Annotated in this window: 23 protein-coding genes; 12 read left to right on the top strand and 11 right to left on the bottom strand. The window is 61.0% G+C overall.

The window, feature by feature from the left end; all coding sequences use genetic code 11:
• The first annotated feature begins 101 nt into the window (after window positions 1-101).
• From VH599_01120 to VH599_01110, 3 genes are all read left to right on the top strand, one after another.
• The gene (locus VH599_01120; GenBank protein HEY7346888.1) at window positions 102-1,190 is read left to right on the top strand and encodes a hypothetical protein; all 1,089 of its coding nucleotides are present in this window, start codon (window positions 102-104) and stop codon (window positions 1,188-1,190) included.
• A gap of 31 nt (window positions 1,191-1,221) precedes the next feature.
• Window positions 1,222-2,589, top strand: coding sequence for a hypothetical protein (locus VH599_01115; protein ID HEY7346887.1), 1,368 nt, complete (start codon window positions 1,222-1,224; stop codon window positions 2,587-2,589).
• A 141-nt stretch (window positions 2,590-2,730) separates the two neighbouring features.
• Entirely contained in the window at window positions 2,731-2,997 is a 267-nt protein-coding gene (locus tag VH599_01110) for a zinc-ribbon domain-containing protein (protein HEY7346886.1), read from the top strand.
• Between the two features lie 83 nt (window positions 2,998-3,080).
• On the opposite strand, the gene VH599_01105 is transcribed toward VH599_01110, so the two are convergent.
• Together VH599_01105 and VH599_01100 are read right to left on the bottom strand one after the other, a co-directional pair.
• The gene (locus VH599_01105; protein HEY7346885.1) at window positions 3,081-3,614 is read right to left on the bottom strand and encodes a MauE/DoxX family redox-associated membrane protein; all 534 of its coding nucleotides are present in this window, start codon (window positions 3,612-3,614) and stop codon (window positions 3,081-3,083) included.
• Between the two features lie 34 nt (window positions 3,615-3,648).
• A complete protein-coding gene (locus VH599_01100) occupies window positions 3,649-4,329 on the bottom strand; it encodes a TlpA disulfide reductase family protein (GenBank protein ID HEY7346884.1) in 681 nt (226 codons plus the stop codon).
• Between the two features lie 151 nt (window positions 4,330-4,480).
• Between VH599_01100 and VH599_01095 the strand changes: the two genes are divergently transcribed.
• From VH599_01095 to VH599_01075, 5 genes are all read left to right on the top strand, one after another.
• The gene (locus VH599_01095) at window positions 4,481-5,416 is read left to right on the top strand and encodes a hypothetical protein (protein ID HEY7346883.1); all 936 of its coding nucleotides are present in this window, start codon (window positions 4,481-4,483) and stop codon (window positions 5,414-5,416) included.
• Window positions 5,417-5,434: 18 nt separating this feature from the next.
• Window positions 5,435-5,863: a hypothetical protein gene (locus VH599_01090; GenBank protein ID HEY7346882.1), complete on the top strand. Its 429-nt coding sequence runs from the start codon at window positions 5,435-5,437 to the stop codon at window positions 5,861-5,863.
• A 152-nt stretch (window positions 5,864-6,015) separates the two neighbouring features.
• A complete protein-coding gene (locus VH599_01085; protein ID HEY7346881.1) occupies window positions 6,016-7,512 on the top strand; it encodes a PQQ-binding-like beta-propeller repeat protein in 1,497 nt (498 codons plus the stop codon).
• A 667-nt stretch (window positions 7,513-8,179) separates the two neighbouring features.
• Window positions 8,180-8,722 (top strand): hypothetical protein, encoded by a 543-nt coding sequence (locus VH599_01080; protein ID HEY7346880.1) that lies wholly within the window; start codon window positions 8,180-8,182, stop codon window positions 8,720-8,722.
• A 151-nt stretch (window positions 8,723-8,873) separates the two neighbouring features.
• Window positions 8,874-9,083, top strand: coding sequence for a hypothetical protein (locus tag VH599_01075; protein ID HEY7346879.1), 210 nt, complete (start codon window positions 8,874-8,876; stop codon window positions 9,081-9,083).
• Between the two features lie 255 nt (window positions 9,084-9,338).
• Here VH599_01075 and VH599_01070 read toward each other — a convergent pair whose 3' ends face one another.
• The 3 genes from VH599_01070 to VH599_01060 are packed head-to-tail and all read right to left on the bottom strand — an operon-like array spanning window position 9,339 to window position 12,492.
• Entirely contained in the window at window positions 9,339-10,463 is a 1,125-nt protein-coding gene (locus tag VH599_01070; protein ID HEY7346878.1) for a DUF2330 domain-containing protein, read from the bottom strand.
• A 51-nt stretch (window positions 10,464-10,514) separates the two neighbouring features.
• Complete coding sequence (locus tag VH599_01065; protein ID HEY7346877.1) at window positions 10,515-11,873, bottom strand: MFS transporter; 1,359 nt, start codon at window positions 11,871-11,873, stop codon at window positions 10,515-10,517.
• Window positions 11,836-12,492 carry a DUF1003 domain-containing protein gene (locus VH599_01060; GenBank protein ID HEY7346876.1) on the bottom strand — a complete coding sequence of 219 codons (657 nt, stop codon included), beginning with the start codon at window positions 12,490-12,492 and terminating at the stop codon, window positions 11,836-11,838. The genes VH599_01065 and VH599_01060 overlap by 38 nt, the downstream gene beginning before the upstream one ends.
• 382 nt (window positions 12,493-12,874) lie before the next feature.
• On the opposite strand from VH599_01060, the gene VH599_01055 reads away from it, so the two are divergent.
• Both VH599_01055 and VH599_01050 read left to right on the top strand, forming a co-directional pair.
• Window positions 12,875-15,421, top strand: a complete 2,547-nt coding sequence (locus VH599_01055; GenBank protein HEY7346875.1) for a CHAP domain-containing protein — start codon at window positions 12,875-12,877, stop codon at window positions 15,419-15,421.
• Between the two features lie 48 nt (window positions 15,422-15,469).
• Window positions 15,470-15,991, top strand: coding sequence for an O-acetyl-ADP-ribose deacetylase (locus tag VH599_01050; protein HEY7346874.1), 522 nt, complete (start codon window positions 15,470-15,472; stop codon window positions 15,989-15,991).
• Between the two features lie 306 nt (window positions 15,992-16,297).
• On the opposite strand, the gene VH599_01045 is transcribed toward VH599_01050, so the two are convergent.
• From VH599_01045 to VH599_01035, 3 genes are all read right to left on the bottom strand, one after another.
• Window positions 16,298-17,533, bottom strand: coding sequence for an AI-2E family transporter (locus VH599_01045; protein ID HEY7346873.1), 1,236 nt, complete (start codon window positions 17,531-17,533; stop codon window positions 16,298-16,300).
• A 152-nt stretch (window positions 17,534-17,685) separates the two neighbouring features.
• Complete coding sequence (locus tag VH599_01040) at window positions 17,686-18,588, bottom strand: hypothetical protein (GenBank protein ID HEY7346872.1); 903 nt, start codon at window positions 18,586-18,588, stop codon at window positions 17,686-17,688.
• 148 nt (window positions 18,589-18,736) lie between these two features.
• Complete coding sequence (locus VH599_01035) at window positions 18,737-19,195, bottom strand: response regulator (protein HEY7346871.1); 459 nt, start codon at window positions 19,193-19,195, stop codon at window positions 18,737-18,739.
• Window positions 19,196-19,532: 337 nt separating this feature from the next.
• On the opposite strand from VH599_01035, the gene htpX reads away from it, so the two are divergent.
• Window positions 19,533-20,450 (top strand): zinc metalloprotease HtpX, encoded by a 918-nt coding sequence (gene htpX, locus VH599_01030; protein HEY7346870.1) that lies wholly within the window; start codon window positions 19,533-19,535, stop codon window positions 20,448-20,450.
• Window positions 20,451-20,483: 33 nt separating this feature from the next.
• The gene (locus tag VH599_01025) at window positions 20,484-21,062 is read left to right on the top strand and encodes a hypothetical protein (GenBank protein HEY7346869.1); all 579 of its coding nucleotides are present in this window, start codon (window positions 20,484-20,486) and stop codon (window positions 21,060-21,062) included.
• A 158-nt stretch (window positions 21,063-21,220) separates the two neighbouring features.
• Here VH599_01025 and VH599_01020 read toward each other — a convergent pair whose 3' ends face one another.
• The 3 genes from VH599_01020 to VH599_01010 are packed head-to-tail and all read right to left on the bottom strand — an operon-like array spanning window position 21,221 to window position 23,602.
• Window positions 21,221-22,447 carry a mannosyltransferase family protein gene (locus VH599_01020; protein HEY7346868.1) on the bottom strand — a complete coding sequence of 409 codons (1,227 nt, stop codon included), beginning with the start codon at window positions 22,445-22,447 and terminating at the stop codon, window positions 21,221-21,223.
• Complete coding sequence (locus VH599_01015; GenBank protein HEY7346867.1) at window positions 22,428-22,697, bottom strand: hypothetical protein; 270 nt, start codon at window positions 22,695-22,697, stop codon at window positions 22,428-22,430. Before VH599_01015 ends, VH599_01020 begins: the two co-directional genes overlap by 20 nt.
• Window positions 22,698-22,717: 20 nt before the next feature.
• Window positions 22,718-23,602, bottom strand: a complete 885-nt coding sequence (locus tag VH599_01010) for a PspA/IM30 family protein (GenBank protein ID HEY7346866.1) — start codon at window positions 23,600-23,602, stop codon at window positions 22,718-22,720.
• Window positions 23,603-23,615 lie beyond the last annotated feature (13 nt).

The following is a 23,615-nucleotide window of genomic DNA, read 5'->3' as shown; positions in this document are numbered from 1 at the left end:
GGATGGATGTGTTGTTGGGGGAACAAATGGCGCGCTGAGGCGTCTCATAGTTGGGGGCAGGGCGCAAGCTGATACATGAGGCGGGAGGAGGTAGCTTGCTTATGGGTAATTTCTCCCACAGCGCCAGGACCGAGCGTCGGCGGGGATGGTTTGCGCGGCTGGGCGTGTGGTGGGTGTTGGTGGCGCTGACGCCGACGCTGTTGTTGGGGGCGTGCAGCAATTCCCAGCCCAATCCTGGTTTTGGCGATCAAAAAAATCATATTCACGCCATGCTGGCCCTGCCAGGGAAGCCCGGGCTGGTGCTGCTGGCGACCCATTACGGGCTGTTCCGCACGACAGATGGCGGCAAGACCTGGCAGAAGGTGATGGGCGGTCCCGGCCAGCTTGCCGAGGGATTGATGACGCAGTATCTGACGGTCAGCCCACTCGATCCGCAGCGCGTCTACGTCGAGGCGATCACTTTCTCCGATCTGCCCAAAAGTTCGGGCGTGCCGGGCATCTATACCTCAGCGGATGGCGGCGCAACCTGGAGCCTGATGACGGCGCTCTCCAACCTGCCTTCGCCTGCGGTCTATTATATGGCGGCGGGCATTGAAAACCCGCAGCAGCTTTATATCTATATGCAAGGACTCCAGAAGCAGGGCCTCTATGAAACGCTAGATGCCGGTGTGCGTTGGCAGCCGCTGGGCGCGCTGCCTGATACGCAGTCGTTGGGGCTGCTGGTTGATCCGACGAAGGCAGGGCATCTCTTCGTTTACAGCGAGGAGGGCCTGTTTGCCAGCGAAGACAATGGCGCGCACTGGAAGGCCGCGCCTGGCATCAAGGATGGCATCTTCAAGGCATTGCTCAATGGATCGCTGATCTATGCCAGCGGCGATGATGGCACGTTTGTTTCGCAGGACGGCGGCGCGCATTTTACACTGACGGCGCAGAATCTGGCCTTCCAATTCCTTTCGAGCAGCCCGACCACTCCCACAACTGCCTATGGGGTGAGCGGCTCGTCGTTCTACCAGACGACGGATGGTGGGCAGCACTGGCAGAACCTCAAGATTCCGGCCAGCCGCCTCTTTTTTGCGAGCCTGTCTGTAGAACCGAGCAACAGCCAGCAGGTCTATCTGGGCAATTCGTATCCGGTGACGGTCTACGCAAGCTCCAACGGCGGCCAGCAGTGGTCACAGGTCGCGCCCTGAGCGCCTGGAAAGTCATGAAAAAGTGATGGGTATGATGAAGAAAAGCTGGCGGTTGACCCCATTTCTCCTGGGGCTTGTGCTGGCGCCGCTGCTGGCGCTGACGATCCTGGCGGCAGGGGGAGCGCCGGAGGCGCGCGCCGATGGCGGCGCGCCAAATCTGGCCTATGTTTCGGGGACGAAGGATGGCGTGACGATAATTGACATTGCCAGCCAGCAGATCACTGGCACAGTGCATCTGGACGGCGACCCGCGCGGCATGGTGCTAAGCACCGATAGCCGCTTTCTCTATGTGGCGCTGGCCGGGAAGAACGACGTGGCGGTCATTGATGCGCGCTCCAAACAGGTGGTCAACACTTATCCCACCGGACCCGGCCCGTCGTCTTTGGCGCTCGATCTGGTAGACCCCAGCCATCTATGGGTTGCCAACAGCGGCGGCGATACGGTGACGGTGCTGAATCCCGACAGCGGGAAGCGTCTGGCAACAATTCCGGTGGGGCAGCAGCCTGCAAGTATCACGATTGCCGGCCCAACCAGCGGCATCACCGAAACGGACGCCAGCAGCGAGGTATTGGTGGCGAACCAGGAGGCGGCCAGCCTCACGGTGATTGGTTCGGAGAGCTTCAAGACGCTGGCGACAACGCCGCTGCCCGGCGGCGAAAACCCGATCTGGGTGACGGTTCCCGCCGTTGGTGGCACAGCCTATGTGGCGACGAAACAAGGCCATGTCTTCGGCTTCACCCTGGCAAGCCATCAATTCTTCGGCCCGATTTTCACCGGCCAGGCGCTGCATGGGATGGATTATGACGCCATCACCGGCGAGATATATGTGCCTGATAGCCAGGCCAACGTGATTGACGTGCTGCACCCGGTAGGCAGCGGCCAGGATGTTCCCACGCATTGGTCGAATAAGCCAGCCCAGACGCTTTCGGTGAGCGGCGGGCCAGCCTACGTGGCGATTACCAGCGATGGCTCGCTGGGGCTGGTGGGCCAGCAGGACAGCGGCGATGTAACGTTTCTGGAAGTGACGACACAAAAGACACTGGGTACGGTGCATGTGGGTGGCGCGCCGCAGTTTGTGCTGGCCGGTCCCTTTCCGCCGCTGGTCAATCGCCAGAGCGCGCAGGTGATCCTGATCGTCATCTATGTCGTGGGGGGTATCCTGCTGGTCGGCGGCGTTGCCTGGCTGGTCTGGTGGATGCGCAAGCAAGAGCGACGTATCCGCGAACTGCACGCGCTGGAAGACGAGGAATACGAACGCCAGCTCTTGGCCGCGCAGGCGCTCGATGAAATTGAAAACCAGAATGACATTGAACAGAGCGGCAACGGGGCGCGTCCGCAGCCTCGCCGGAACTCGACGAACCAGCCCAGGCAGAGGGATCAGAAGAAGCGGAAGCACTGAAGCAGGCAGAATCTTCTCCCCGCCTGATTGTTACCGCCCGTCTCCCTATACGTTTGACACCATAGAAGCTCTTCTGTGACGGTCCCTGGCGGCAGGCCAGGGCGAGAGAGCTACCTCGTCATTCATGAAGGAGACGGATTCATGATCGTTTATGGCTACAAAACGGCGAGCGCGGTGATGGGGCGCATCCAGCAGCCCTGTCCCAAGTGTCAGCAGATGGCGGCGCAAACAGTGGTGCGCAAACGCACCTGGGCCACGCTGTTCTGGATCAAGGTCTTCCCCATCTCGAAGAAAACGAGCATGCGCTGCAACGCTTGCGGCAATGAGGTGAAGATTGATAACGCGCAGGCCGATGCCTGGTTTCCTAAAGCGCCAGCAGGTGTGCCACAGCAGCCAACCGAGCGATGAGCCGCCGAGACGGCAGCGCCTGTAGCGCCGCCTGGAAGGCGGCTCATCGCTGGCCGCCTGGAAGGCGGCGCTACAAGTGGTATTCAGGGAGATATAGCATGGGCGCGCTTGCGGCGGAAGGCATCCAGTGACCAGACGCCTGGGACGATGATGAGATGGATGGCAAACAGCAGCCAGAGCACATCGCGGGCAACGCTCCCGATGCTCACGGTTTCGCGGAAGGCGCTCAGCCCCAACGTGCTGCCAAAGCAGCCACAATCGAGCGCCAGCCCCCGCGCCAGCGCCCAGGCCATCGCGGCGATGAAGACCAGCAGCAGCGCGCCCGCAGCGGCAGCCGCCCACCGCTGCATCAGCCCCAGCAGCAGATACCCACCGATCAGGATTTCCAACAGCGGCAGCGCAATCGCCATTGGCTGGACCAGCGCCGTCGGTACGATCTGATAGGCGCTGATCTCCCCGGCAAAGGCGTTTATGTCCAGTGCTTTGCTGACGCCTGCCAGCAGGAAGACGCCGCCTACTACTGCCCGCGAGACGAGCGTGGGGTAAGGACCACGCAGGAAGCTCCAGATCGCTCCCCAGCGTAATCGAGACATGCGAACGGAAGAGGGCGCTGTCATCGGGAGGGCCAATTCCTTGATACTGTCGGGCTGCTCACTGGCTGAGCGCCTGATTGACCTGTTGTTGGAGGGTCGCATAACTGGTTTCACCGCTTCCCGCATAGGTGATGACGCCTTGTTTGTTGATGATGTAGAGCGTTGGAAATCCCTGGACGCCATAAGCATCGCCCGCCTTGAGGCTGGGATCGAAGAGCGCCGGATAGTTCAGGCCATAGGTGTTGGAGAACCATTGAATGTCGCTCATCGAGATAGGCGTCTGGTCCCCCTGCTCATAGTTGCGCCCATAGGGTGAGGCGCTGACGCTCAAGACCTGCACGCCTTTCGCGCCATACTCCTGCTGAAGCTGCTTGAGCGTTGTCGTCTCGTTCTGGCAGTGCGGACACCAGGGGGCGAAGAACTCCAGCACCACGACCTTCTGCCCTTTATACTGCGCCAGGCTGTAGCTGCCGCCATCGGCTGCCGGAAGCGATGCGATGGCGGGGGCGGGCGTGCCGGTTGCCAGCAGCCCTTGCGTGCTGGATGTTCCGGTGGTCGCGCTGCCCCGGCTGGCGATGATAGCGAAGACGATAATCCCGATGACCAGCAGGCCGGTCAGGATGCCTAGCCAGCTTGCGCCGGGGAGATGCGCGATCCGCTGGCCGAGGTTCTGCCGACGCCGCCGAGGACGGCGCGCCGACGGGGGCTTCTGAGCGTTGGGGGTCTTTTTGGTAGCCATAAGGGTTGCTCGCTGTTGTTTCTATAATACCGCGTTGTACACGTCCTATTATGTGCGACGCCTGTCATTTTCCGTTTGCAACATGCTCCTGGACAGTATATGCTTTCTTTGCGCTAACCAGCTAGCTTGTCGCGCTAAGAAAGGAACCTGCATGCTCATCCGCCGCCTCTACTCAGCCTGCGCGCTGCTCTGTCTGGCGCTGCTGACTTCGTGCGGCGAAGCCTCTGCTCCACAGGGGGTCAGCCCGACGCGCACCGCTGGCCCTACAGCGACGGCCAGCGCGCTGCCGTCGCCAACGCCCATTCCCACGCCGATGCGCTACACCTCGCGGGTCATTTTGCGCAGCGTCGGACGCCCCGATGATCTGGCCTTCGATCCACAGGGACGCCTGCTCTTCAGTGACGAACATAACGGGACCGTCAGCCGCTTAAATGCCGATGGCTCGGTCATGGTGCTGGCGCGCGGCCTGCCTGGCCCGGAGGGGGTAGTCGCTTTGCCTGACGGGACGCTCATTATCGCCGAGCAGACGACCCATCAGATCGTTTCGTTAGCGCCAGGGGCAGCCAGGCCCAGGCTGCTGCGCAAACTGCCGGGCAGGCCCAGCAGCGCCCGCTGCAAGGATGGCGTCGATCAGATCGCGCTTGACCCGACGACGAACACGCTGATCATACCTGATAGCCCGACGGGCGAGGTCTATCGCATGAGTCTGGATGGAACGTCGCTCACGCTGCTGGCTTCCGGCATTGCCCGGCCTGTGGGCGCGTTTATTGATGGGCAGGGGATCATCTATGTGAGCGATGAGTGCGGCGGCGCGGTCTGGCGCATCACGCCGACAGGCGAAAAGACGCGCATCGGTGGCTTTGGCATGCCGGATGACGCTGCTCTGGACCCGCAAGGCAATCTGCTGGTCATTGATCTGGCTCCCCGGATTCACGCGCTGATTCGTCTGAACCTGGCAACCGGACACCGGGACACGCTGGGGCGCGATCAATACGCCGAACCGCAGGGGCTGGTCGTGGATGCGCGCGGGCATATCTTTGTGGCCGACGATGCGACGAATGTTATTGTCGAGTATACGCCGATCTAAACGGGAGGCCAGAACAATATGCCAACTTTAGAAGACGCTCTTTTGCTGGCGGCGCAGGCGCATCGCGGGCAGGTGGATAGAGTGGGGCAGCCCTATATTCTGCATGTGCTGCGGGTGATGTTTCGCCTGCAAAGCGAGCAGGAACAGATGCTGGCGGTGCTGCACGATCTGGTAGAGGATACCCCGTATACCTTCGATGACCTGCGGGCGATGGGCTACGGTGAGGAGTTTTTGCAGGCGTTGGACTGTTTGACGCGGCGCTCAACCGAGAGCTACGAGCAATTCATCGAGCGGGCCAGTGTCAATCCCCTGGCGCGGCGGGTCAAGCTGGCCGATCTGGAGGATAACATGGATATTCGCCGCCTTCCGGCAATTGACGAACAAGACCGGGAGCGCCTGAATCGCTACATCGCTGCCTGGCGGCGTATACGCGCCATAGATGGATGATAGATGCTAGAAGGGGTACTTGAGAGACATTTGCCCCCACGCAAGCGTCAGAAACAATAGTCGGGTTCACTATTGCTGCGGCCTGCGCTTGCTTATCCCCTCTGGTAATATGCATCGTGTGATAGGCATGCTGTCAGAAGGAGAATAACCCCATGCTTAGTGCCAGCGCATCCAATTCGGATTTTCGGCTCTTCACGAAGGTGTGCCGCTCTTTGCAAAGAGGCGGCGGCAAGGTTTCGCGTCCGCGAGGCAGCCCCGCAGGCAGGGCAACGCTGGCCTGGTTCTGCGTGTTGGCGTCGCTGCTCCTGCTGGCAGGTTGCGATAAGAGCCTTCCGCCGGAGCAGTCAGCGCATATCACGCCGATCACCCTCACTCCAGGGACGGTGACTCCTACCCCGGTGGCTGCTGTCGATTGGACGATGTACCACGCGAACCCTGCTCGTACCGGCTATGTGCCTGATACGCCTGATCCGCAGCGCCTGAGCAATCTCTGGAAGCAACCCCTCGACGGGGCGGTTTATGCCGAGCCGCTGGTGGTCGCTGGTCTGGTGATTGTGGCGACTGAAAACGATACCCTCTACGCGCTTGACGCGCAGAGCGGGAAAATCCAATGGCAGACCCATGTGGGAACGCCGGTGCCGCTCTCCGATCTGCCGTGTGGCAATATTGACCCGCTGGGCATTACGGGAACGCCGGTCTATGATCCGCAGACGGGATTGGTCTTTGCGGTGGCTGAGATAACAGGCCCGGCCCATATACTGGTTGGCCTGGATGTCAAAACCGGCCAGGTGAAAGTGCGCCGCTCTATGGACCCTGCCGGAGAAGACCCAAGGCCGCACCAGGAGCGCGCGGCCCTGGCGCTCGCCGGGGGAAGAGTCTATGTAGCCTACGGCGGGCTGTTTGGCGACTGTGGCCCCTATCACGGCAAAGTGGTCGCCTCGCGCACCGATGGGACGGGGAATTTGCTTGTCTATCAGGTGCCCACCCCGCGTGAGGCGGGCATCTGGGCGCCACCCGGACCCGTCATAGACGACCAGGGCAATCTCTATGTCTCTGTGGGCAACGGCGAAGTCACGAGAGGAAACTGGGACCACAGCGATTCGGTCTTGAAGCTCTCCCCCACGCTCAAGCTGCTCGATGCCTTTGCGCCCACAAGCTGGCCCAGCGATAATGCCTCAGACGCCGATCTCGGTTCGATGTCGCCTGTGCTGCTGCCAGGTGGGTTGATCTATGCCGATGGGAAGTTGGGCCAGGGCTATCTGCTGCGGGCTGACCACCTGGGCGGTGTCGGCGGCCAGATTCAGGCGCTCTCGGTCTGTCCGGCCTACGGCGGCGCGGCGGTGAGCGGCGCATCCTTCTTCATTCCGTGTCCTGGTGGACTACGCCAGCTTACTATCACCGACGGGCCACGAGTGGTCGTCGGCTGGAGTGCTCCCCAGCAGGTTAGCGGCTCACCAGTGATCGGCGGGCAGACGGTCTACAGCCTCGATCCCTTTGGTGGGACGCTCTACGCGCTGGACATCGCAACGGGGAAGGTGCGCACAACGATCTCCGTTGGCACAACCTCGCGCTTTGCGACGCCGACGATCTACCACAGGACGTTGTTTATCGGCACCATGACGGGTATCACTGCCGTGACCATCGCGTGAGCCTGCTGGCGGTTGAACCCGCGCCTCTACTCACATTCAGATGAAAAGTTCAGCCCATGCGGCAAGACTTGTAGCGCCGCCGTCTCGGCGGCTCAACGCTGGCCTGCCGGACCGTCGCGCTAGAGGGCGAACAGCGCGGCCTCCGCCTGTACCGCCGCCGTCCCGGCGGCCAGCACTTCGCCAGGGCGGGCGTCTCATGCCAGGGCGAGCGTTCGCCAGGGCCAGCGTTGAGCCGCCGAGACGGCGGCGCTACGGGCGAGCCGCCTGGAAGGCGGCGCTACAAGTGGCTCCCCGATAGGTGGTGGAACCGTTTCCGGCTACAGCCCTTGACAGGTTGAACCAGAAACGGTATACTACTCCCATCGCTTCCCTGTTCTCATGTCTTTTTGAGGTGTTGTCTCGCAGAACAGACAACTGAATAACGCGGATGGCATGGCGCGTCGGTGTAAAGCCACCGACACGCCACTCGCCCCGAACCCTGACATAGCCAGGAGTGGGACTGAGTGGTATTGTATCTCACTGTCCCCAAGACCGCTCAGCGGCTCTCTCCTGGTGTGGTTGCCCGACAGTATGTCGAGCAGTGCGCATCGTCGCCCTCGTGGCGTCACCAGGCGAGAGCCGTTTCGCGTCCAACGCCGCGCGTCTTGTGCGCGAAAGGAGCAGGTCTATGTTTCTCTTTGGCCCGAAACGTCCCGATGCTGGCTCGAAGCGCCCCGGGGATACGCCCTTGTCCCGGCGTTCTCAGAGGCACGCCGCGTCTGCTGCCGTCTCGCCGGAGGGGCGCAGGTATGAACTGGCGCTGCTGGTGGCCGGGCTGCCCGCTGCGGGGCAAATAGAGTGCATCCGTCGCTTGCTGCCGCTGGTCGAAAAACGTCCGGCCTGGAACGAAGAAGATGTCGGCGCTGTCCCTGCCGAACAGTGCTGCCGCTGGCGTCCCTTTGCCGATGATCGCCTGAGCCAGCAGACTCCGCGCGGCTTGCTGCTGGTCCTTCAGACCGAAATCGAGAGCGGCTTACGCAGCGCGGCCACCCCGCTCTGGCTGCTCAATCGGATTGTGCGCCGGGTCTGTCTGCTGCATCAGGGCCAGCGCGTCGGCCAGGTCTATCGAGAACTGGAGCGCCAGTTGGGTGACGCGCGGCTGGCGCTGGAATGGGTGAGCCAGATGGTGGCTGGCTTATCTCGCGTCGGCATTTTGGAGGATTGGAGCTAAGAGCGCCTCACACAACCTCCGCACGAGCAGGGGCGGGGGTGTAGCGCCGTCCTTCCAGGCGGCAGGGGTGGGGCCACCCGTCGGTTGTGTGAGGCATTCTAAAGCCGCAGGAAAGGAAAGCAACGATGGCCGATGAGAGCGATAGGCGCCCATGCTGGTGGTGCGCGCCGGGCGCGATCATCCGCGCATGAATCAGGCTATTGACGCTTTTGTAGTTGAGGCGCTCAAGCAGAACGCGCCCATCGAAGTCATCAATTATCCAGAGGGCCGTCATGGCTTTGATGGACTGGACGCGACGGACCGGACCCGGCAGATCATTCAGCAAACGCTGACATTTCTGAAAACGCATCTGAGCGGCTAATATCTCATCTTCTTGAATACTTGAGGCTGCTCCCTGTAACGCTGCCTTCCAGGCGGCGAGACGCTCGAAAGCACGGGCGCTCGCCCCCAGGTCAACGTACCGGCAGGCCAGCGTTGCGCTAGCACGGAGGCTGGCGGTACAGGCAGGTGGCCTCCGCCTGTAGCGCCGCCGTCCCTGGCGGCGAACGGCGGGGGGTGTGGCGCGCCCCGTAAACGTTGCCCTGCAAAAAAACTGTCGGGGAGAGAGGGGGCGGCCTTACTCGCCGACCCGCGCAACAGGTTTCGCCGGTTTCTTACCCCTGAAGAGCCAGACAAGTCCGGCGATCATCGCCAGCGCGATCAGCACCATCAGCACCGCTTCGGGCGTCCCCAGCGGCAGGCTGGGCAGCCAGGACGGCGGCGCGTTCTTTTCGGCGTTGTCAACGACGGCCATTGGCGCTGTGCCATAGGGGGCCAGCCGGATCACGCCCCTGGGGCTGACGCCCATATCATAGGTGACGGTATTGTTGGAAGCGTCCAGGCTGAGATAGGTCAGCCAGCTATCGGGCCGGACCCAACTCATATTGCGGTCCGTAGAAAGATCGCGGTAGAGCGAGGGGTTCAACTGTTCCTGAAAGACCACCTTCATGCCGGGCGCGCCAGGAACCTGGCTGCCCACAGAGGATTGCCCGACCACAGCGTTCATATCAGTGGTGCTGAGCGGCTGATCGGTCAGGAAATAGAGATCGGCATGCACATCGGAGTTGCCCAGGGCCAGCACTTCCAGCGGCACCCAGGGATGCGCGGTCTTCATCGTAATCAGAATGGGTACGCCGTCGCCAGAAATCTGATGGCGAGCCTGGGCAATGGATGTATCGTATTTTGCCGCCATAAAGATGGGGCTGCCCAGGGCGTAATCGAGCAGATGGGCGCGCGTTTCGTCATTGATAAAGAAACCATTCTGTTTGGCCCATTCCAGCACGGCCTGGCCGCTGCCGCGAATCACGGTCACGTTCAGCGCCTCGATCTGCACCTGTTGCAGCACATCGGCTTTATCGGGCGCTGCTGAAGCAGTGACCGCGCCAAAAGTCTCTGGCGGGGGATTCACCTCGCGCGCCAGCCGCTGTAAGGTCCAGGCGCCGCCCGCCACAATAGGACTTATTGGCTCAGCGGGCAGGGGGACAATCCAGCCCAGGCTGGAGGTATCGCCTTCGTAGGCAAAGCTGGTCATGTAGTGTTCGATGCCATCGTGCCAGGCAATGAGGGTAGCAGCGCGGGCCAGCCGCACGTCACCATCGGGCGCGATCAGCCCGCCACAGGCCAGGGCTGGCAAGGTCTGGGCTGCAAGGAGGCCCAGCGCGACCAGGGCGCCTGCGGCTACTTTCTTCAAGAGTGTCAGCATGGTGGGTTCTCCTGTTTCGTTTTACTTCTTTCGTCTCAGATTCGCTAGCGATTACCCACCTTGACGCTGCTTGTTCCCAAAAAGTTCCCGAAGCTGCTGGCGTCGCTGGTGGCTTAGCTTCAGCGTGAACCCTGCGTCTGGTTTGCGATGGGCTTCTCTTCGATGCGAACGCGGTGGAAGACGCCCCAGAGGGCCAGGTCTTGCATAGCCTTGAGGCCGCCCGCGATGATAAAGGGCAGGCCAAGCACGAGGGCTGGCCCTTGCAAGAGCAGGCCGGAGAAGACCGGGCTGGCGCTTGCGCCCGCGCTGCGCGCCAGCGAAGTGACGCTGGCCGAGGCGGTACGCTCTTCTGGCGCGACGAGGGCCATTGTGTAGGCTTGACGGGTGGGTACATCCATCTGCGAAAGCAACTGACGCAGCAGCAAGACCCCGGCGGCCAGTGGGAAGGTGGGCATGAAGGGGACCAGCGCCAGTAAGACGTTGGAAGGCAGATGGGTGAAGACCATCGTGTTGAGCAGCCCGATGCGTCGGGCAATCGCCGGAACGGCCAGAAACGAAAGCGCGCTGAACGTATTGGCTCCGAAGAAGAGCGCGGCCAGCGGGGCAAGCGGCACGCCAAAACGCAGGTGGAAAAAGAGCGCCATCAGGCTCTGCACGATCAGGCCGCCCGCCAGCGCATCCAGGCTGAAGAGCGCCGAGAGCTTGAGGACGATGCCCCGCGAGCCGTCCTAGCGCCGGGACCAGCCGCCAGCGCCTGGCTGTCTCTCTCGCGCTGTCAGAGGGCGCTTCTACAGCAGATGAGAGGCCCAGCGCCAGCACCCCAACCAGCAGCGCCAGCGCCGCGTACACACCAAACATCAGCCGGATGCCCATGCTGGCGGGCAGCCCTGCCCGCGCCAGCAGGTCTGGCAGGCCCGCTGCCAATGCGCCCAGCGCCCCGGCAAACGAGGCGGCCAGGTTGTAGCGCGCAAAGAGGCTGGTGCGCCGCTCTGGTGAGCCAATCTGTGCGAGCATCGCCTGCTCGATGGGTAAAAATGGCGCGGTCTCGGAGGCGGTGGTTCCCAGTGTGCCAAAGAGCGCCGCCAGCAGCAGCAAGGGATAGAAGTCCGTCAGCCCGAAGGTTACTCCCGTTGCCGCCATGAGCAGCGCCAGTCCAACGAGCGTGCGTCGCCGCCCCCAGCGATCAGCGACGATACCGATCAGATACGTCCCCAGGAAATCGCCGATCAGCGAGACGGTGATAATCGCGCCAATGGCGGCAGGTGAGAGGCCCGCTGCGCTGAGGGCGATGCCCAGCAGAACCGAAAGCAGCCCATAGGCGAAGGAGCGCAGCCCGCGCGCAGCGGTGATGCGCCAGGCGTCGCTCAGGCGGCTATTGCCCGGCTTCTTCTTCCTTCGGTCTGCTGGCATGCTTTTTGCTCACCCCCTGCGCTTCGTTCATCACCTGGCGTGCCACCGCAGGGTCGAGCGTGTTGAGGCGGCGCAGCATCTCTTCGTGCTGGGCTTCAAGCCGCTCGATGATTTTGATAATCAGGCTGTCCTGATGGTCCAGGTGCTCCAGGATGTGGGTGATTTCCTGCTCACCTTTGACATCGGTGAGATAGTCGTTTTGCGCCGTCAGCCGGTCTTTTTCGGCCTGGCGGTTCTGAGAGATCATAATGAAAGGGGCAGCGAAGGCGGCCTCAAAGGAGAGCATCAGGTTCAGGAGCACAAAAGGGTAATAATCCCAGCGAAATTTCCAGGCAATAGTGTTCAACACGATCCAGGCTATCAGGATGCAGCTCTGGGTAATGATAAAACGCCAGCTCCCCATGTTCGCAGCGACAGCATCGGCCACCTTCTGCCCAACGGTCAACTGCTCAGCAGCCAGTTCGTTGACGTTCCTGATCGGTTGGTGTTCGTGCTTGAAGCTGGGGAAGCGCAGGTGATGCAGGCTCTCAGGCAGGTGAAGTCCCCCGGTCCAGTGAAGTCCCTGGTGATGAGGAGCGGCTGGCGTTGAAACCATCTGCGTATTACCTGGTGTATCCATCGGTGTTTCCGGGCGCGCTGCTGGCTAAAGGCGGCAGGCGAGCGCGCGGCTCCTTTCTTGACTGAACGTAGTGACAAAACCTCGGTAGGTGAGAAAGATTATACCCTTTGTTTCTCTGGCTGAACAGCCTGCCCGAATGCGCGCAAACCTTCCCCGGATAGGGCCATTCATAACGAGTTTGTAACCTGATTGATACCAAACGCGGTTGTCTGGTTGGCGCCAATCAGGTACAATAGTCCCGATTTCGTAATCCTACAGCCGGTTTCTGGTGTATGCTGTAACAGACGCTGCTCCATGTATAATTCAGACGATAAAAGGTTATTAGCTCGTTGAAGCAATCCGGGGTAAGAAGCTCCGGGGTGTAGTGAGCAGGGGAAATGATATGCGCTTTCCGCGTCCTGCTTTTCGTGTATGGCTGCTCTCCTGGTATAGTGTTCTGAAGACGCCAGCGAACGTCACGCTGGCGGGTGACGCTGTTGACGACGCCCCCCTCGATGACGTTCTGGCCCGCATGCGTGTTCGCCGGACGCTGCGCCAGCAGCTTTTGCTGCGGGAACAGCGCCGACGGCGCGCGACGCTGGTGGTCGTCGGCGCGGCTGCTGTGCTGTTGATGAATCTGCTCAGCGCGTCGGGCAGCATCTCAACAGTGTATGCCAGGGAGTTCGCCCCCCTGGCGGCCCAGGATGGCGGGTTGCCTGCGCCGCCGACTGACGCCAGCGGCCACGCGCTCCCCCCCAGCGGGACGACGGTTCCGCAAACCGTCTCCGCTTTCGATGCCCTCCAGGCCAATCAAGCGCCAATGACCGCGCCGAAGAATCCGGCTGCCGCTGGCTGCGCGAAGGTCTACCATAGCCCGGATGGCAACCCCTATCCGGTCTGCCCTGGCCCACAGCCTTTGCGCGGCGGCAACTGTACCTGGTGGGCGTGGGAGCAGTGGCATAACCTGGGCTTTAATCTGCCGGCCTGGGGTGACGCTATCTATTGGGCGGATCGCGCTGAAGAGTATGGTTTGCAGATGGGTACCGTTCCGCGTGTCAACGCGTTGGTCGTCTTCCCGCGCGGCGATGGCGTCTGGGCCTGGGATAATGCTGGTCACGTCGCGTTTGTGACGCAGGTATTCAGCGATCTCGATACCTTCAATGTGACCTATGAGAATTACGGCGACCCAACGCTGGTTCATTATGGCAAGAATTATCGCGTCTCCATCATCCAGCAGCCCCGCTTTCAGAATGGGGAGATGCGCTTCATTTATTTCCCCGGCACAGGTGGCGCTCCTGGTGGCTCTGGCTCCGGCACGCCTGCTGCTGCTGGCGCAGATGTAATCAGCAATTATGTCGCCGATTTTGCGGGCGACGGGCGCAGCGAAGTGCTGCGCTATAACCGCAGCCAGGGCGCTTTCGATTTCCTGCAACTGAGCGATGATTTCTCGACGGTGACTGACGTTCCGCTGGAAGACACAACCACCCGCAACGGACACTGGGGCAGTTCCTGGGAAGTGTATGTCGGCAACTTTGACGCCGATTCCAGTGGAACTGCCGATCTGCTGCTCTATGATCGCAAGCATGGTATCGCCCGCTTCATCACGCTCTTCAGCGATCTGAGCGTTGCCAGTGATGTCTGGCAAACAGGCTGGAAGTCAACCTGGGAGATTTATGTTGGCTCGTTCGATGGTCATGCGGACCAACTGCTGTTCTATGATCGTGATTTAGCGAAAGATCACGGCCAGTGGACCCCCGCACCCGGCGAGCCTGCGGTTCCGGCTGGAGTGGATACCGGCGCGAATGGCAGCCAGGGCGGCGACACCAACACGAACCCGCCGCCTGGCTCCGGCGGGTCCAATACCAACCCGCCCTATGACCCCAATTCCACTGATTGGCAGCACCACCATCGCACCGCCACCCTGGCGCTGGTGAATTATAACGATGATTTCACGGTGAACCATCAGGTGACTTTTGATCGCTGGCATAATACCTTTGAGGTACATGTCGGCCAGTTTAGTCACGCCGGGCGCGATGACCTGCTCTTCTATGATCGCAAGGTGGGTGTGATGCTCATGGTAGCGTTCGATAACCACCTCAACATCAGCGCAACCTCTCAGCAGGACAAGGTTTCTGGCGCCTGGGAGGTGTATCCGGGCGATTACGATGGCACGCTGCGCAACAGCCTCTTCCTCTTTGACCGCAAGGCTGGCAAGGCGCAGGTGATGGCCTTTAATCCCGATCTCACGCTGCGCCGCCAGGTGAGCTATTCCAACTGGGGCAAAGGATGGGAGTTTTATACCGGCCATTTTGGCGGCCCCAGCAGCGCCTCGGTTGAGTTGCTGATGTATAGTCGCGGCGCGGGGATGCTTTCCTTTGTGGGCTTTGACGCCAATCTAGAGGTCGGACACCAGGCGCGCTATACTGGCTTCCGCTCGACCTGGACGGTCTTTGTCGGCCAGTTTGGCGCGCCCTGCGACAACCAGCCAGGCGCCCAGGATACCGCGACACCTACTCATACCGCAACGTCCACGCCTACTGCCACACCTACCGCCACACCGACGCCAGACCCCCATAACGACGGCGCGCCCACTTCGCCAACATCGGGTACGACGGTGACGGTCAATCAATTCTGCGCCGACAGCGTTTTGCTGGTGGACGAGGCGAAAGGCGATGCGCGGCTGATCTTCTTTACCTTTGATAACGGATTGCATGGCGGCAAGCCGACGTTCACGCAGACCACAGTCCCCTGGGTTACTCCGACGCCAACGCCAACAAAGTCACCGACGCCGACGCCAACGCCAACCAAGACACCCACGCCAAGGCCAGCGAATCCGTCGGCGCCGAGTCCAACGCCAAGTCCAACGCCAAGTCCAACGCCCAGCCCGACGCCCAGCCCAACACCTAGCCCGACGCCTAGCCCGACACCAACGGATACCCCGACGCCCTAGCTGGCGTCAGGCGCACAGGAGGGATGAGGCCCTGAAGAGAGGCGCGTGATGGAAGCAAGAATGATCGCTGCGCAGGGCGACATTACCCGACAGCAGGTGGATGCCATCGTCAACGCGGCCAATAGTGCTTTGCGGGCCGGTGGAGGCGTCTGTGGGGCGATTCATGACGCTGCGGGGCCAGAACTGGAGCAGACATGCCTGGCGTTGAGTGGCTGCCCAACGGGCGACGCGAAGATCACGCCTGGTTTCCGGCTTCCGGCGCGCTGGGTGATTCACACCGTCGGCCCTATCTGGCAAGACGGCGAGCATCAGGAAGACGCGCTGCTGGCAAGCTGCTATCAAAAGAGCCTGGCGCTGGCTGAGCAGCACGACATCCACACACTTGCGTTTCCAGCGATCAGTACGGGTATCTTCGGCTTTCCTCTGGAGCGCGCCACCGCTATTGCCGTCTCCGAAACCAGACGCTTCCTTGACGGACACGCTTTGCCGGAGCAGGTGATCTTCATGTGCTTCAGCGAGCGCGCCTATCAGGTCTATCTCAATGCCATGCAGCACCTGAGCGGCGAGTAAAATGACAGAGAAGGCGTCACCAGCAAAGAAACCAGAAGAAGCAGCGCAGAAAAAATGGGCGAAGAGAGCTGCGATAGCAACCTTCACACTCTCCGCAGTCCTTTTCGTAGGAAGCCTTATATTGATAAACGCCTTCGACGCCGTAATAGCTGGCGCTGTCGTATTGGGGGTTTCTCTAACTTTATGGGTACTTGGCGTTGGTTTCGTTCTGCTGGCCCAACCTTGATCCTTATTCATTCAGGGATAGATTGCCGAGTTGGATTAAGGAGGAAAGGCGAAGGGCAATGGGCAATAATAACTCTGCTCTCACCGCCGAGTACCCACTTCCGTATCGTTGCGGCTTTCGGCGGGTTCCGGCGCTTCCTGCGGCTGCCCCTCGTCCTCCGGCGGGCCGGGCGGAATGGCCCTGGCCTCCTCCAGTGTGGTGTCGTGGTGATCGCCGCCTGTCGCGCTGCGAATCCAGGGGGCCAGCACCCGCACGATGAAGACCTGGGCGACGGCGGCGAATGGCACCGCCAGCAGCGTCCCTTCCAGGCCAAATAAGAGCGTGCCAATCGCCAGGGCGACCACGACGGTCAGCGGGCGCAGTTGCACGACGCGGTTCATCACCAGGGGGACCAGCGTATGTCCCTCAAACTGCTGAATGAGCAGATAGACCAGCGCCACGATGATGCCTCTGGTGGGCGAGATGGTGAAGCCCAGGATGATAGCGGGCGCCGCGCCGATGAATGGCCCGACCAGCGGAATTAACTCGGTCAGTCCGGCAAAGACGCCCAGCAGCAGCGCAAACCGCAAGCCAAGCAGCCAGCAGGCCACACCGCACAGGATGCCGATCACAAACATATTGATCAGGACACCGTGTACATAGCCCCCCAGGCGCAGGCTCATGTCATCCAGCGCCTCCGCGCCCGCGCGGCGCAGACGCGGAGGGAAGAGGCTGAGGAAGAACTCGCGCAGGCCATCGCTGTACGCGGTCCAGAACAGGGCCATGAAGAGGGTGATCACAATATCGGAAAGGATGCCGATGATCGTTGTTGGGATGCTGACGATGATGGGCGTGATATTGCCGAGCACATTAGCGATCTGGTTGGGGATAGCGTCGCCTCCGGGCAGGTCTTTGAGCGCGCCCTGCGCCTGCTCGGCGAAGTTTTCCACATCCGTCGTGTACTGCGGCAGATTCTTCAAGAAGAGGTTGATCTCCTCTACCAACGGCTGGCTAATCAGATAGCCCAGTCCGGCCAGGATGCCCAGACCGATCAGATAGATGATCAGTACCCCTATCCAGCGCGGGATATGGTAGCGATTCATCCAGCGCACTGCGGGACGCATGGCCTCGGCAATGGTGATGGCGGCAAAGAGGAGCAAGAGAACCGAAATGATGCTCTTGAGAAAGAGCAGCAAGAGGATAACGCCGACAGTTGCCCCAATCGTCAGCCAGATCGTCCTGGGGGCTATGGAGATTTTGACGTGCGCCGGGAAGAGACGCCCTGTTGTCTCAGGCTGGTCCTGCTGCTGCGGGTTTTGCGGCTCTGTGCCGGACATAACGCGTACTTTCTAGCGGCTCAATCTCTCTGCCAACTCATCCCTCAGACCCACTGCAATGCTCTTAGCCAGGGGCCAGTATCAGAACCAGGGTTCTGTATTCTACAGGATACAACTACTTTGGCCTCAAGCGCAAACGCCATGCGCAGGCTCTAGAACGCCAGAGCGTCGTCCTTCTGGTTCAGGAATGCCAGCAAGAACTGATAGAGGGCAAAGAGTTCCAGGGCAAACGGCAGATAGCCGGTATAGCCCAGGATGGGCATCTCGAAGACCCTGGCAAAGCCGACATAGGGAACGGTATAGTACCATTTGGGCAGCGAAAAGAAGTTCCACATCTCCCAAAAAAAGCCGCAGGTCAGCGCGGCCAGCGGCAGCGCCACAAAAAAGCGCCAGTCGCGCACTTTGAGGTGCGCCAGAGCCGATTTGCGCCCCATCAAGTTATTCAGTGGGTCCAGCAGCAGGACAACGGAAAGCCAGATGAGCATGAACGCCTGCTGCGGGAAGAGAAAGGGCAGGATGACGCAGGCGCCACCCAGCAGCATCAGCCGCGCGGCGGTGGGCGCGGAGGCGCGCGGGCCAGTTGCATAGGCGGGCAGGCGTGGGCGCAGCCCCTTGAAGCTGGTCCAGAGTTCGGCCATCTCCATCACAACCGGCAAAACGGTGGTGAAATCGAGCGTCTGGACAAAAATCTGCTCGGCGGCGCTGTAGGTGTGATCGTAGATGTAGTGCCAGTTCTGCACAGGAATGTTGAAGGCCTCGAAGAGCCACCAGAACAGCGCGGAAAGCGCAAACATCTGCGCGAACTTCGCCGGGGCGCGCGTCATCAACGAACTGCCGGTGCGCGCTTTGTTCAGCGCGTCGAGCACGATGATGAAGCTGAACCAGAGCGGAAAGAAGCTATAGCGGTAAAAGGGGTCAATGCGAGTCCAGGCCAGGAACCAGACCGTCAGATTCAGGGCGATTGCCAGATACCCATAGAGCGGATAACGTCTCCACAAGGGCAGCGAGCGGGTTGGAACAGCCTCCTGCTCCAGCGGTGTGGTACGTACAGTCATGCAGTCGCAAACCTCGCACTTTCCAGGCGCGTAGGGATACCAGACCGGCTGCGTCGTGTGAGCAATCTGCCCTACTGCGCGTAACGCTGACTCTGCCCGGCAAGACCGACTCGTCGGATGCAGCAGGCAGGCATGACAGGTATCGGGTTCAAGCTGCGAACTGCTTGACGAGTTTCAGCAACCTTTCGACCTCGAAAGGTTTCGTGAGCGTACACGCCGCCCCCAATTCGCTCCCGCGCACGTGCGCGTATTGGTCGGCGCTGATTACAATGATCGGCGAGACCTTTACGCCCTTTTTCTGGCGCAGCGCAGCTACGACCTGCGCGCCACTCATGCCCGGCAGGGCGAGATCGAGCAAGATCAATGCGGGCGCTTCGCCGACAGCCTCTGCCGCCTGAATCCACCGCAAGGCTTCACGTCCACTGGTAACAGCGGCAACTGGATAGCCTGCCTCCTCCAGCACCCATGTCAGCGTCTCCAGGATGTCGGGATCGTCATCAATAATCAGGATGGTCCGGGTCGCAGTGGTCCCCTCACGATGGGCAGCAGGCTGCGTATCGTGTTCAGCCACAACCAGAGGAGCAGGCTCCTCCTGGGACTTGTTCATAGCTCAGACTCCATCCCTAGAGTGAGTGAGACGTATTCCTGGCAGGCTTGTTTGCAAAAGCTGGCCCACCTTAAGAATAGTAGTATTATACACAATTTCGTTAGAAGATGCCTGTGGTACAATTACCATGAGGCGTTTGATCAATGCTTTACGATGCGTCTTTTTGGGGAACATGCCCCAAAGATGCACCTTTTAGCGTGCTGGCGCGTATACTTAAGTGGGTACGTGAGAGCGTCTCAGCGCGAGTTACTCGCGTGGTTTCCCAGGTGGGTCAACGGCGCGTCTGCGCGGTTATAAGCCTCAGCGCGGGCCAACCTGGATGGGAGATACAAAAACGATGGCAAAGCGACCGACCTGGTATAAGCCGGATGTTCAACTTTCACTGCGCATGTTCACCACCATGCTGCTACTGGGCGCGCTCTATACCGCGTTTATCGTGGTGTTGTGGTATCTGGGCGTCAACTTCATCTTGCTGCTGGTGATTGCGGCGGTGATCCTGGGTGTCCAACTCTTCTTCACTGATAAGATAGCCCTTTTTTCGATGAACGCGCGCGAGGTCACTCCAGAGGAAGCGCCGCAGCTTCACGCGCTGATTGATCGCCTGTCGGCCCAGGCCAATCTGCCCAAGCCGAAAGTAGCGATTGTCAATACCAACCTGCCTAATGCCTTTGCCACGGGCCGCAGCAAGAAGCACGCGGTGATCGCTGTGACGACGGGCCTGCTGGATCGCCTGAATACCCAGGAACTGGAGGCGGTGCTGGCCCATGAACTGACCCATATCATCAACCGCGATATGGTGGTGATGACCATAGCGATGTTCCTCTCGATGGTCGCTTCGCTGATTGTCAACTCGTTCCTGTGGGGCGCGTTCTATGGCGGTGGTCGGCGCGATGACCGCGATGGCGGGGGCAACGCCTTCGTTCTGGTCTGGCTGGTGGCAATCGTCGTCTACGCGCTCAGCTTCGTGCTGATTCGCACGCTCTCGCGCTATCGGGAATACGCGGCGGATCGCGGCTCGGCGCTGATTACCGGCGAGCCGGGGAATCTGGCCTCGGCGCTCATGCGCATCGAAGGTACGATTGAGAGCGGGCGCATCCCCGACCGCGATCTGCGCCAGGCGCAGGGGGTGAGCGCGCTGATGATCATGCCGCTGCGCGGCCAGAGCGTGATGGAGCTCTTCTCGACACACCCGTCGCTGGAGCATCGCGTCGAGCGGTTGCAGCGCATCCAGAAGCAAATGGAAGCGCCCCGCTAATAATTGGCTCTTGAACACGAGGAGGCAGCAAGCATGGGGTTCTTTGAGACGCTCTTTGGGCGGCAAAAGCCGGTGAAAATGAGTCCAGAGAAGCTCTTTGCTATGTCTACAGCGGAATTGACGCTGCGTACCAGTTTGGAACTGGTTCCGGCGGGCCACGCGGGCATCTGCTTTCAAGGGCTGGCCTCCTCGCCCTTCAAGCAGTTGCAGGGCGAATTGAATCAGTTAATGCAGGTGGCAGGCCAGGGCGGCGGCGTCCAGGCGCGCCCCTGGGAAGACGACCTGGGCTATAAGTGGTTTCTAATGGAAGGCCAGGACTTCCAGGGCATGGTCGCGGCGGTGCATATGGTCAGCCAGAGTCTGCTGGAAGAGGGCTATTCCGAGCAATTGCTGGCAGCCGTCTTTCGCTTTAATGACGAGCGCGCCCGCCCCATCTACTGGGTATATAACTATAAGCGCGGCACCTTCTACCCCTTTGTCCCCCGCCCCGACAGCAGCAGCCATCACCGCGACAATGCCGAAGAACTGCGTTTGAGCGCGGCGATGGACAAAGAAATGCCCATCGAGAAAGACCTGGAACGCTGGTATGCCCTCTGGGGCTTGCCGTTCTAGCACTGCCTGCTGCGTACCCCACCACTTGTAGCGCCGCCTTCCAGGCGGCCACCCGCGTGTACCGCCGCCGTCCCTGGCGGCGAGGGTGGGGTCTGGTGTGGCCTGTAGCGCCGCCTTCCAGGCGGCAGGAGGGGCTGGGTGTGGCACAGCTTCTTCGCTCAGTTAACCCACCCGCCTGAAGTAAACTCCCAGGTGAGAAACAGCGCCAGCATGCTCCCCAGCGCCAGCCAGACTATGCGCAGCGCCGGATGGCCCCTGGCAAGCAGTTCTCCTGGCAGCACAGCCAGGGGCAGCGCCGCCAGCAGATAGCGCGCCGCGCTGATGGTCAGGCCCGCCGATTGCACCTTCGCCAATGCCAGACACCAGCAGCCGATGATGTAGAGAGCTATTCCTGGCGGCAGGCGGCGAACCGCAAACACGATAGTAATGCCCGCCAGGATAGCCGCCGCCGCGTCCAGGGGAACGGAGAGTCCCAGCGGGATGGGTATCGCATTCTGCGCCAGCGCCACGAGATCGGCGATGACGCCGGTTCCCGGCCAGGTAGAATGGAGATCCCAGCCATTCGCGGCAGCGAGCGGTTCCCAGGGAAACGGCGCGCGCAGCGCCAGGCCGACAACGAGCAGCCAGGCCAGATAGACGCCGGGTCCGGCAAGAGCGGCCAGCCCTGGCTTCCAGAGGGAAGCCGCCGCGTCCCGCCAGCAGGCGCTGGCCCATCCCTGGCGCGCGCAGGTCAGCACAGCGCCGACAAACATCGGGACAACGAGCAGCGAGAGCAAGAGTCCCTGGTGGCGCGTCAGAGTCGCCACCACCGCGAACAGCGCCATGCGCCGCCAGCGGCCTTCCAGAAACGCCAGCAGCGCCCCCAGCGCGGCCCACAGAAACAGCGACTCGGTATAACCGGCCATCAGAAAGAACGAGACGGGCAAGAGGGCGGCAGCCAGCAGCGTCCAGGGGGCAGCGTGGGGTGTCAGGCTGAGCTTTTCTGCCAGCCGATAGAGATACAGCAATGCGCCAAACGCGGCGCCTGTCGAGATCAGCAGCGCGGCGGCCAGGTATTGGCCGCCCAGCGCCACACCCAGGAGATGTACCAGCAGGGGATAGAGGGGCATGAAAGCAGTGGCGCCATAGGCCGTGTAGCCGTATTGGGCGATTCCAAGATACCAGGAGGTATCCCAATGCAGCCAGGGCGCGGTGAGGTACCGGAATACGTCGCCCGATGGGTGGCCCGCTTCCGGGCCGCCTATCCAGGCCAGGGCTGCGATGAGCGAACAGGAGGCGCGCAGCCCCAGCGTCGTCAACAGGGCCGCGCGCACATCGGGGCGTGCGAACCACTGGCGCCATGATCCTGTTGGCCGGGGCAGCGGCTTAGAGTTCGTTCTCCTCAAAGTACTTTCTGGCTTCTGCCATGCTCATATCTGGCGGGGGGATGAGGAGTTGCGATGGCGCCAATTCATCGTAGGGGACGACTTTGCCTTGCTCTCGAATGAAGCTCACCAACTGATCCAGTAATGCGCTAAACTGGCCTTCATCTGCTTGAGCGGCGGCTTTCTCCAGATCGTTATCCAGTTTGGTAATAGCCGACAGGTGAGCGTCATCCAACCGATATTGATCTTCACCGAGAATCCGTACAATCATGCTGTGTTCTCCCTGGCCGCTTATTGCCCACTGGGAAGCTGCTTTGGCCCCTGTGCCTGGTTGCCAGGGCCAAGCTGTACCTGCTGTTTCATAGCCTCCAGTTGAGCGTCCACCTGAGACTGGCTGCTGATCTGGTTCAACTGACGATCAATGTAATCACCGCCGCCAGGGCCAATCATCGCGGTGTCCTGAAGGGTGCCTTGCTCGATCAACTGGTCCATCGCCTGGGCGCGCGCCTGCATCGTCAGCACCTTATCCTGGGCGCGTTGGACAGCCATGTTGACATCGGCCATCTCTTCCGAAAGGCCCGTAGCTGCCTCGCTGATCTTGACCTGCGCCTGGGCTGCGCCATACTGCGCCTTGACCATCTCCTTCTGCGTGCGGAACGATTCCACGCGCGCGGAAAGACGCTGTTCGATCTGGACAAACTTCTCCTGCTGCGCCTTCAACTGCTCGATCTGCTGCTGGAAGCCGGTCAACTGCGTCTGAAGGTTCTGGCGGCGCTCCAGGGCCATGCGCGCCAGGTCTTCGCGGTTAGCGCCCAGCGCCTGCCGCGCCTGGTCCTCGTATTTTGCCATCTGCGTTGTCACCTGGGCCTGTTGCAGTTCCAACCGCTTCTCGTTGGTGACGACATCCGCAATAGCGCGGCGCAGGTTCTGGAGTTGCTCTAACTGCTTCTGGTAGGAGTAATCCAGGGTCATGCCGGGGTCTTCAGCCTTGTCCAGCGCCGAACTGAAGACCGTTTTAATATACGTTGTGAATCGGGAGATCAGCCCCATCGGTTCGTCCTCCTGCTTCTGCGGATGCTGCTGAATCGGCCTGCCCGCAGGAAAAGCGCCCACAAACGGCCCGCGCTCTGACGGGCCACTATCAGCATGATACAGCACCAGAGGCGCTGAAGTCAACGTATCGCGTTTT

This window comes from Ktedonobacterales bacterium (genome assembly GCA_036557285.1).
Classification (GTDB): Bacteria; Chloroflexota; Ktedonobacteria; order Ktedonobacterales; family DATBGS01; genus DATBHW01.
Note: the sequence above shows the minus strand (reverse complement) of the source record. Positions and strands in the feature narration are given on the sequence as shown.

What these genes read in the sequence shown, in the direction of transcription:
- VH599_01120 (HEY7346888.1), top strand. Translation starts at nt 102, where the DNA reads ATGGGTAATTTCTCCCACAGCGCCAGGACCGAGCGTCGGCGGGGATGG.
- VH599_01115 (HEY7346887.1), top strand. Translation starts at nt 1,222, where the DNA reads ATGATGAAGAAAAGCTGGCGGTTGACCCCATTTCTCCTGGGGCTTGTG.
- VH599_01110 (HEY7346886.1), top strand. Translation starts at nt 2,731, where the DNA reads ATGATCGTTTATGGCTACAAAACGGCGAGCGCGGTGATGGGGCGCATC.
- VH599_01105 (HEY7346885.1), bottom strand. Translation starts at nt 3,614, where the DNA reads ATGACAGCGCCCTCTTCCGTTCGCATGTCTCGATTACGCTGGGGAGCG.
- VH599_01100 (HEY7346884.1), bottom strand. Translation starts at nt 4,329, where the DNA reads ATGGCTACCAAAAAGACCCCCAACGCTCAGAAGCCCCCGTCGGCGCGC.
- VH599_01095 (HEY7346883.1), top strand. Translation starts at nt 4,481, where the DNA reads ATGCTCATCCGCCGCCTCTACTCAGCCTGCGCGCTGCTCTGTCTGGCG.
- VH599_01090 (HEY7346882.1), top strand. Translation starts at nt 5,435, where the DNA reads ATGCCAACTTTAGAAGACGCTCTTTTGCTGGCGGCGCAGGCGCATCGC.
- VH599_01085 (HEY7346881.1), top strand. Translation starts at nt 6,016, where the DNA reads ATGCTTAGTGCCAGCGCATCCAATTCGGATTTTCGGCTCTTCACGAAG.
- VH599_01080 (HEY7346880.1), top strand. Translation starts at nt 8,180, where the DNA reads ATGTTTCTCTTTGGCCCGAAACGTCCCGATGCTGGCTCGAAGCGCCCC.
- VH599_01075 (HEY7346879.1), top strand. Translation starts at nt 8,874, where the DNA reads ATGCTGGTGGTGCGCGCCGGGCGCGATCATCCGCGCATGAATCAGGCT.
- VH599_01070 (HEY7346878.1), bottom strand. Translation starts at nt 10,463, where the DNA reads ATGCTGACACTCTTGAAGAAAGTAGCCGCAGGCGCCCTGGTCGCGCTG.
- VH599_01065 (HEY7346877.1), bottom strand. Translation starts at nt 11,873, where the DNA reads ATGCCAGCAGACCGAAGGAAGAAGAAGCCGGGCAATAGCCGCCTGAGC.
- VH599_01060 (HEY7346876.1), bottom strand. Translation starts at nt 12,492, where the DNA reads ATGGATACACCAGGTAATACGCAGATGGTTTCAACGCCAGCCGCTCCT.
- VH599_01055 (HEY7346875.1), top strand. Translation starts at nt 12,875, where the DNA reads ATGCGCTTTCCGCGTCCTGCTTTTCGTGTATGGCTGCTCTCCTGGTAT.
- VH599_01050 (HEY7346874.1), top strand. Translation starts at nt 15,470, where the DNA reads ATGGAAGCAAGAATGATCGCTGCGCAGGGCGACATTACCCGACAGCAG.
- VH599_01045 (HEY7346873.1), bottom strand. Translation starts at nt 17,533, where the DNA reads ATGTCCGGCACAGAGCCGCAAAACCCGCAGCAGCAGGACCAGCCTGAG.
- VH599_01040 (HEY7346872.1), bottom strand. Translation starts at nt 18,588, where the DNA reads ATGACTGTACGTACCACACCGCTGGAGCAGGAGGCTGTTCCAACCCGC.
- VH599_01035 (HEY7346871.1), bottom strand. Translation starts at nt 19,195, where the DNA reads ATGAACAAGTCCCAGGAGGAGCCTGCTCCTCTGGTTGTGGCTGAACAC.
- htpX (HEY7346870.1), top strand. Translation starts at nt 19,533, where the DNA reads ATGGCAAAGCGACCGACCTGGTATAAGCCGGATGTTCAACTTTCACTG.
- VH599_01025 (HEY7346869.1), top strand. Translation starts at nt 20,484, where the DNA reads ATGGGGTTCTTTGAGACGCTCTTTGGGCGGCAAAAGCCGGTGAAAATG.
- VH599_01015 (HEY7346867.1), bottom strand. Translation starts at nt 22,697, where the DNA reads ATGATTGTACGGATTCTCGGTGAAGATCAATATCGGTTGGATGACGCT.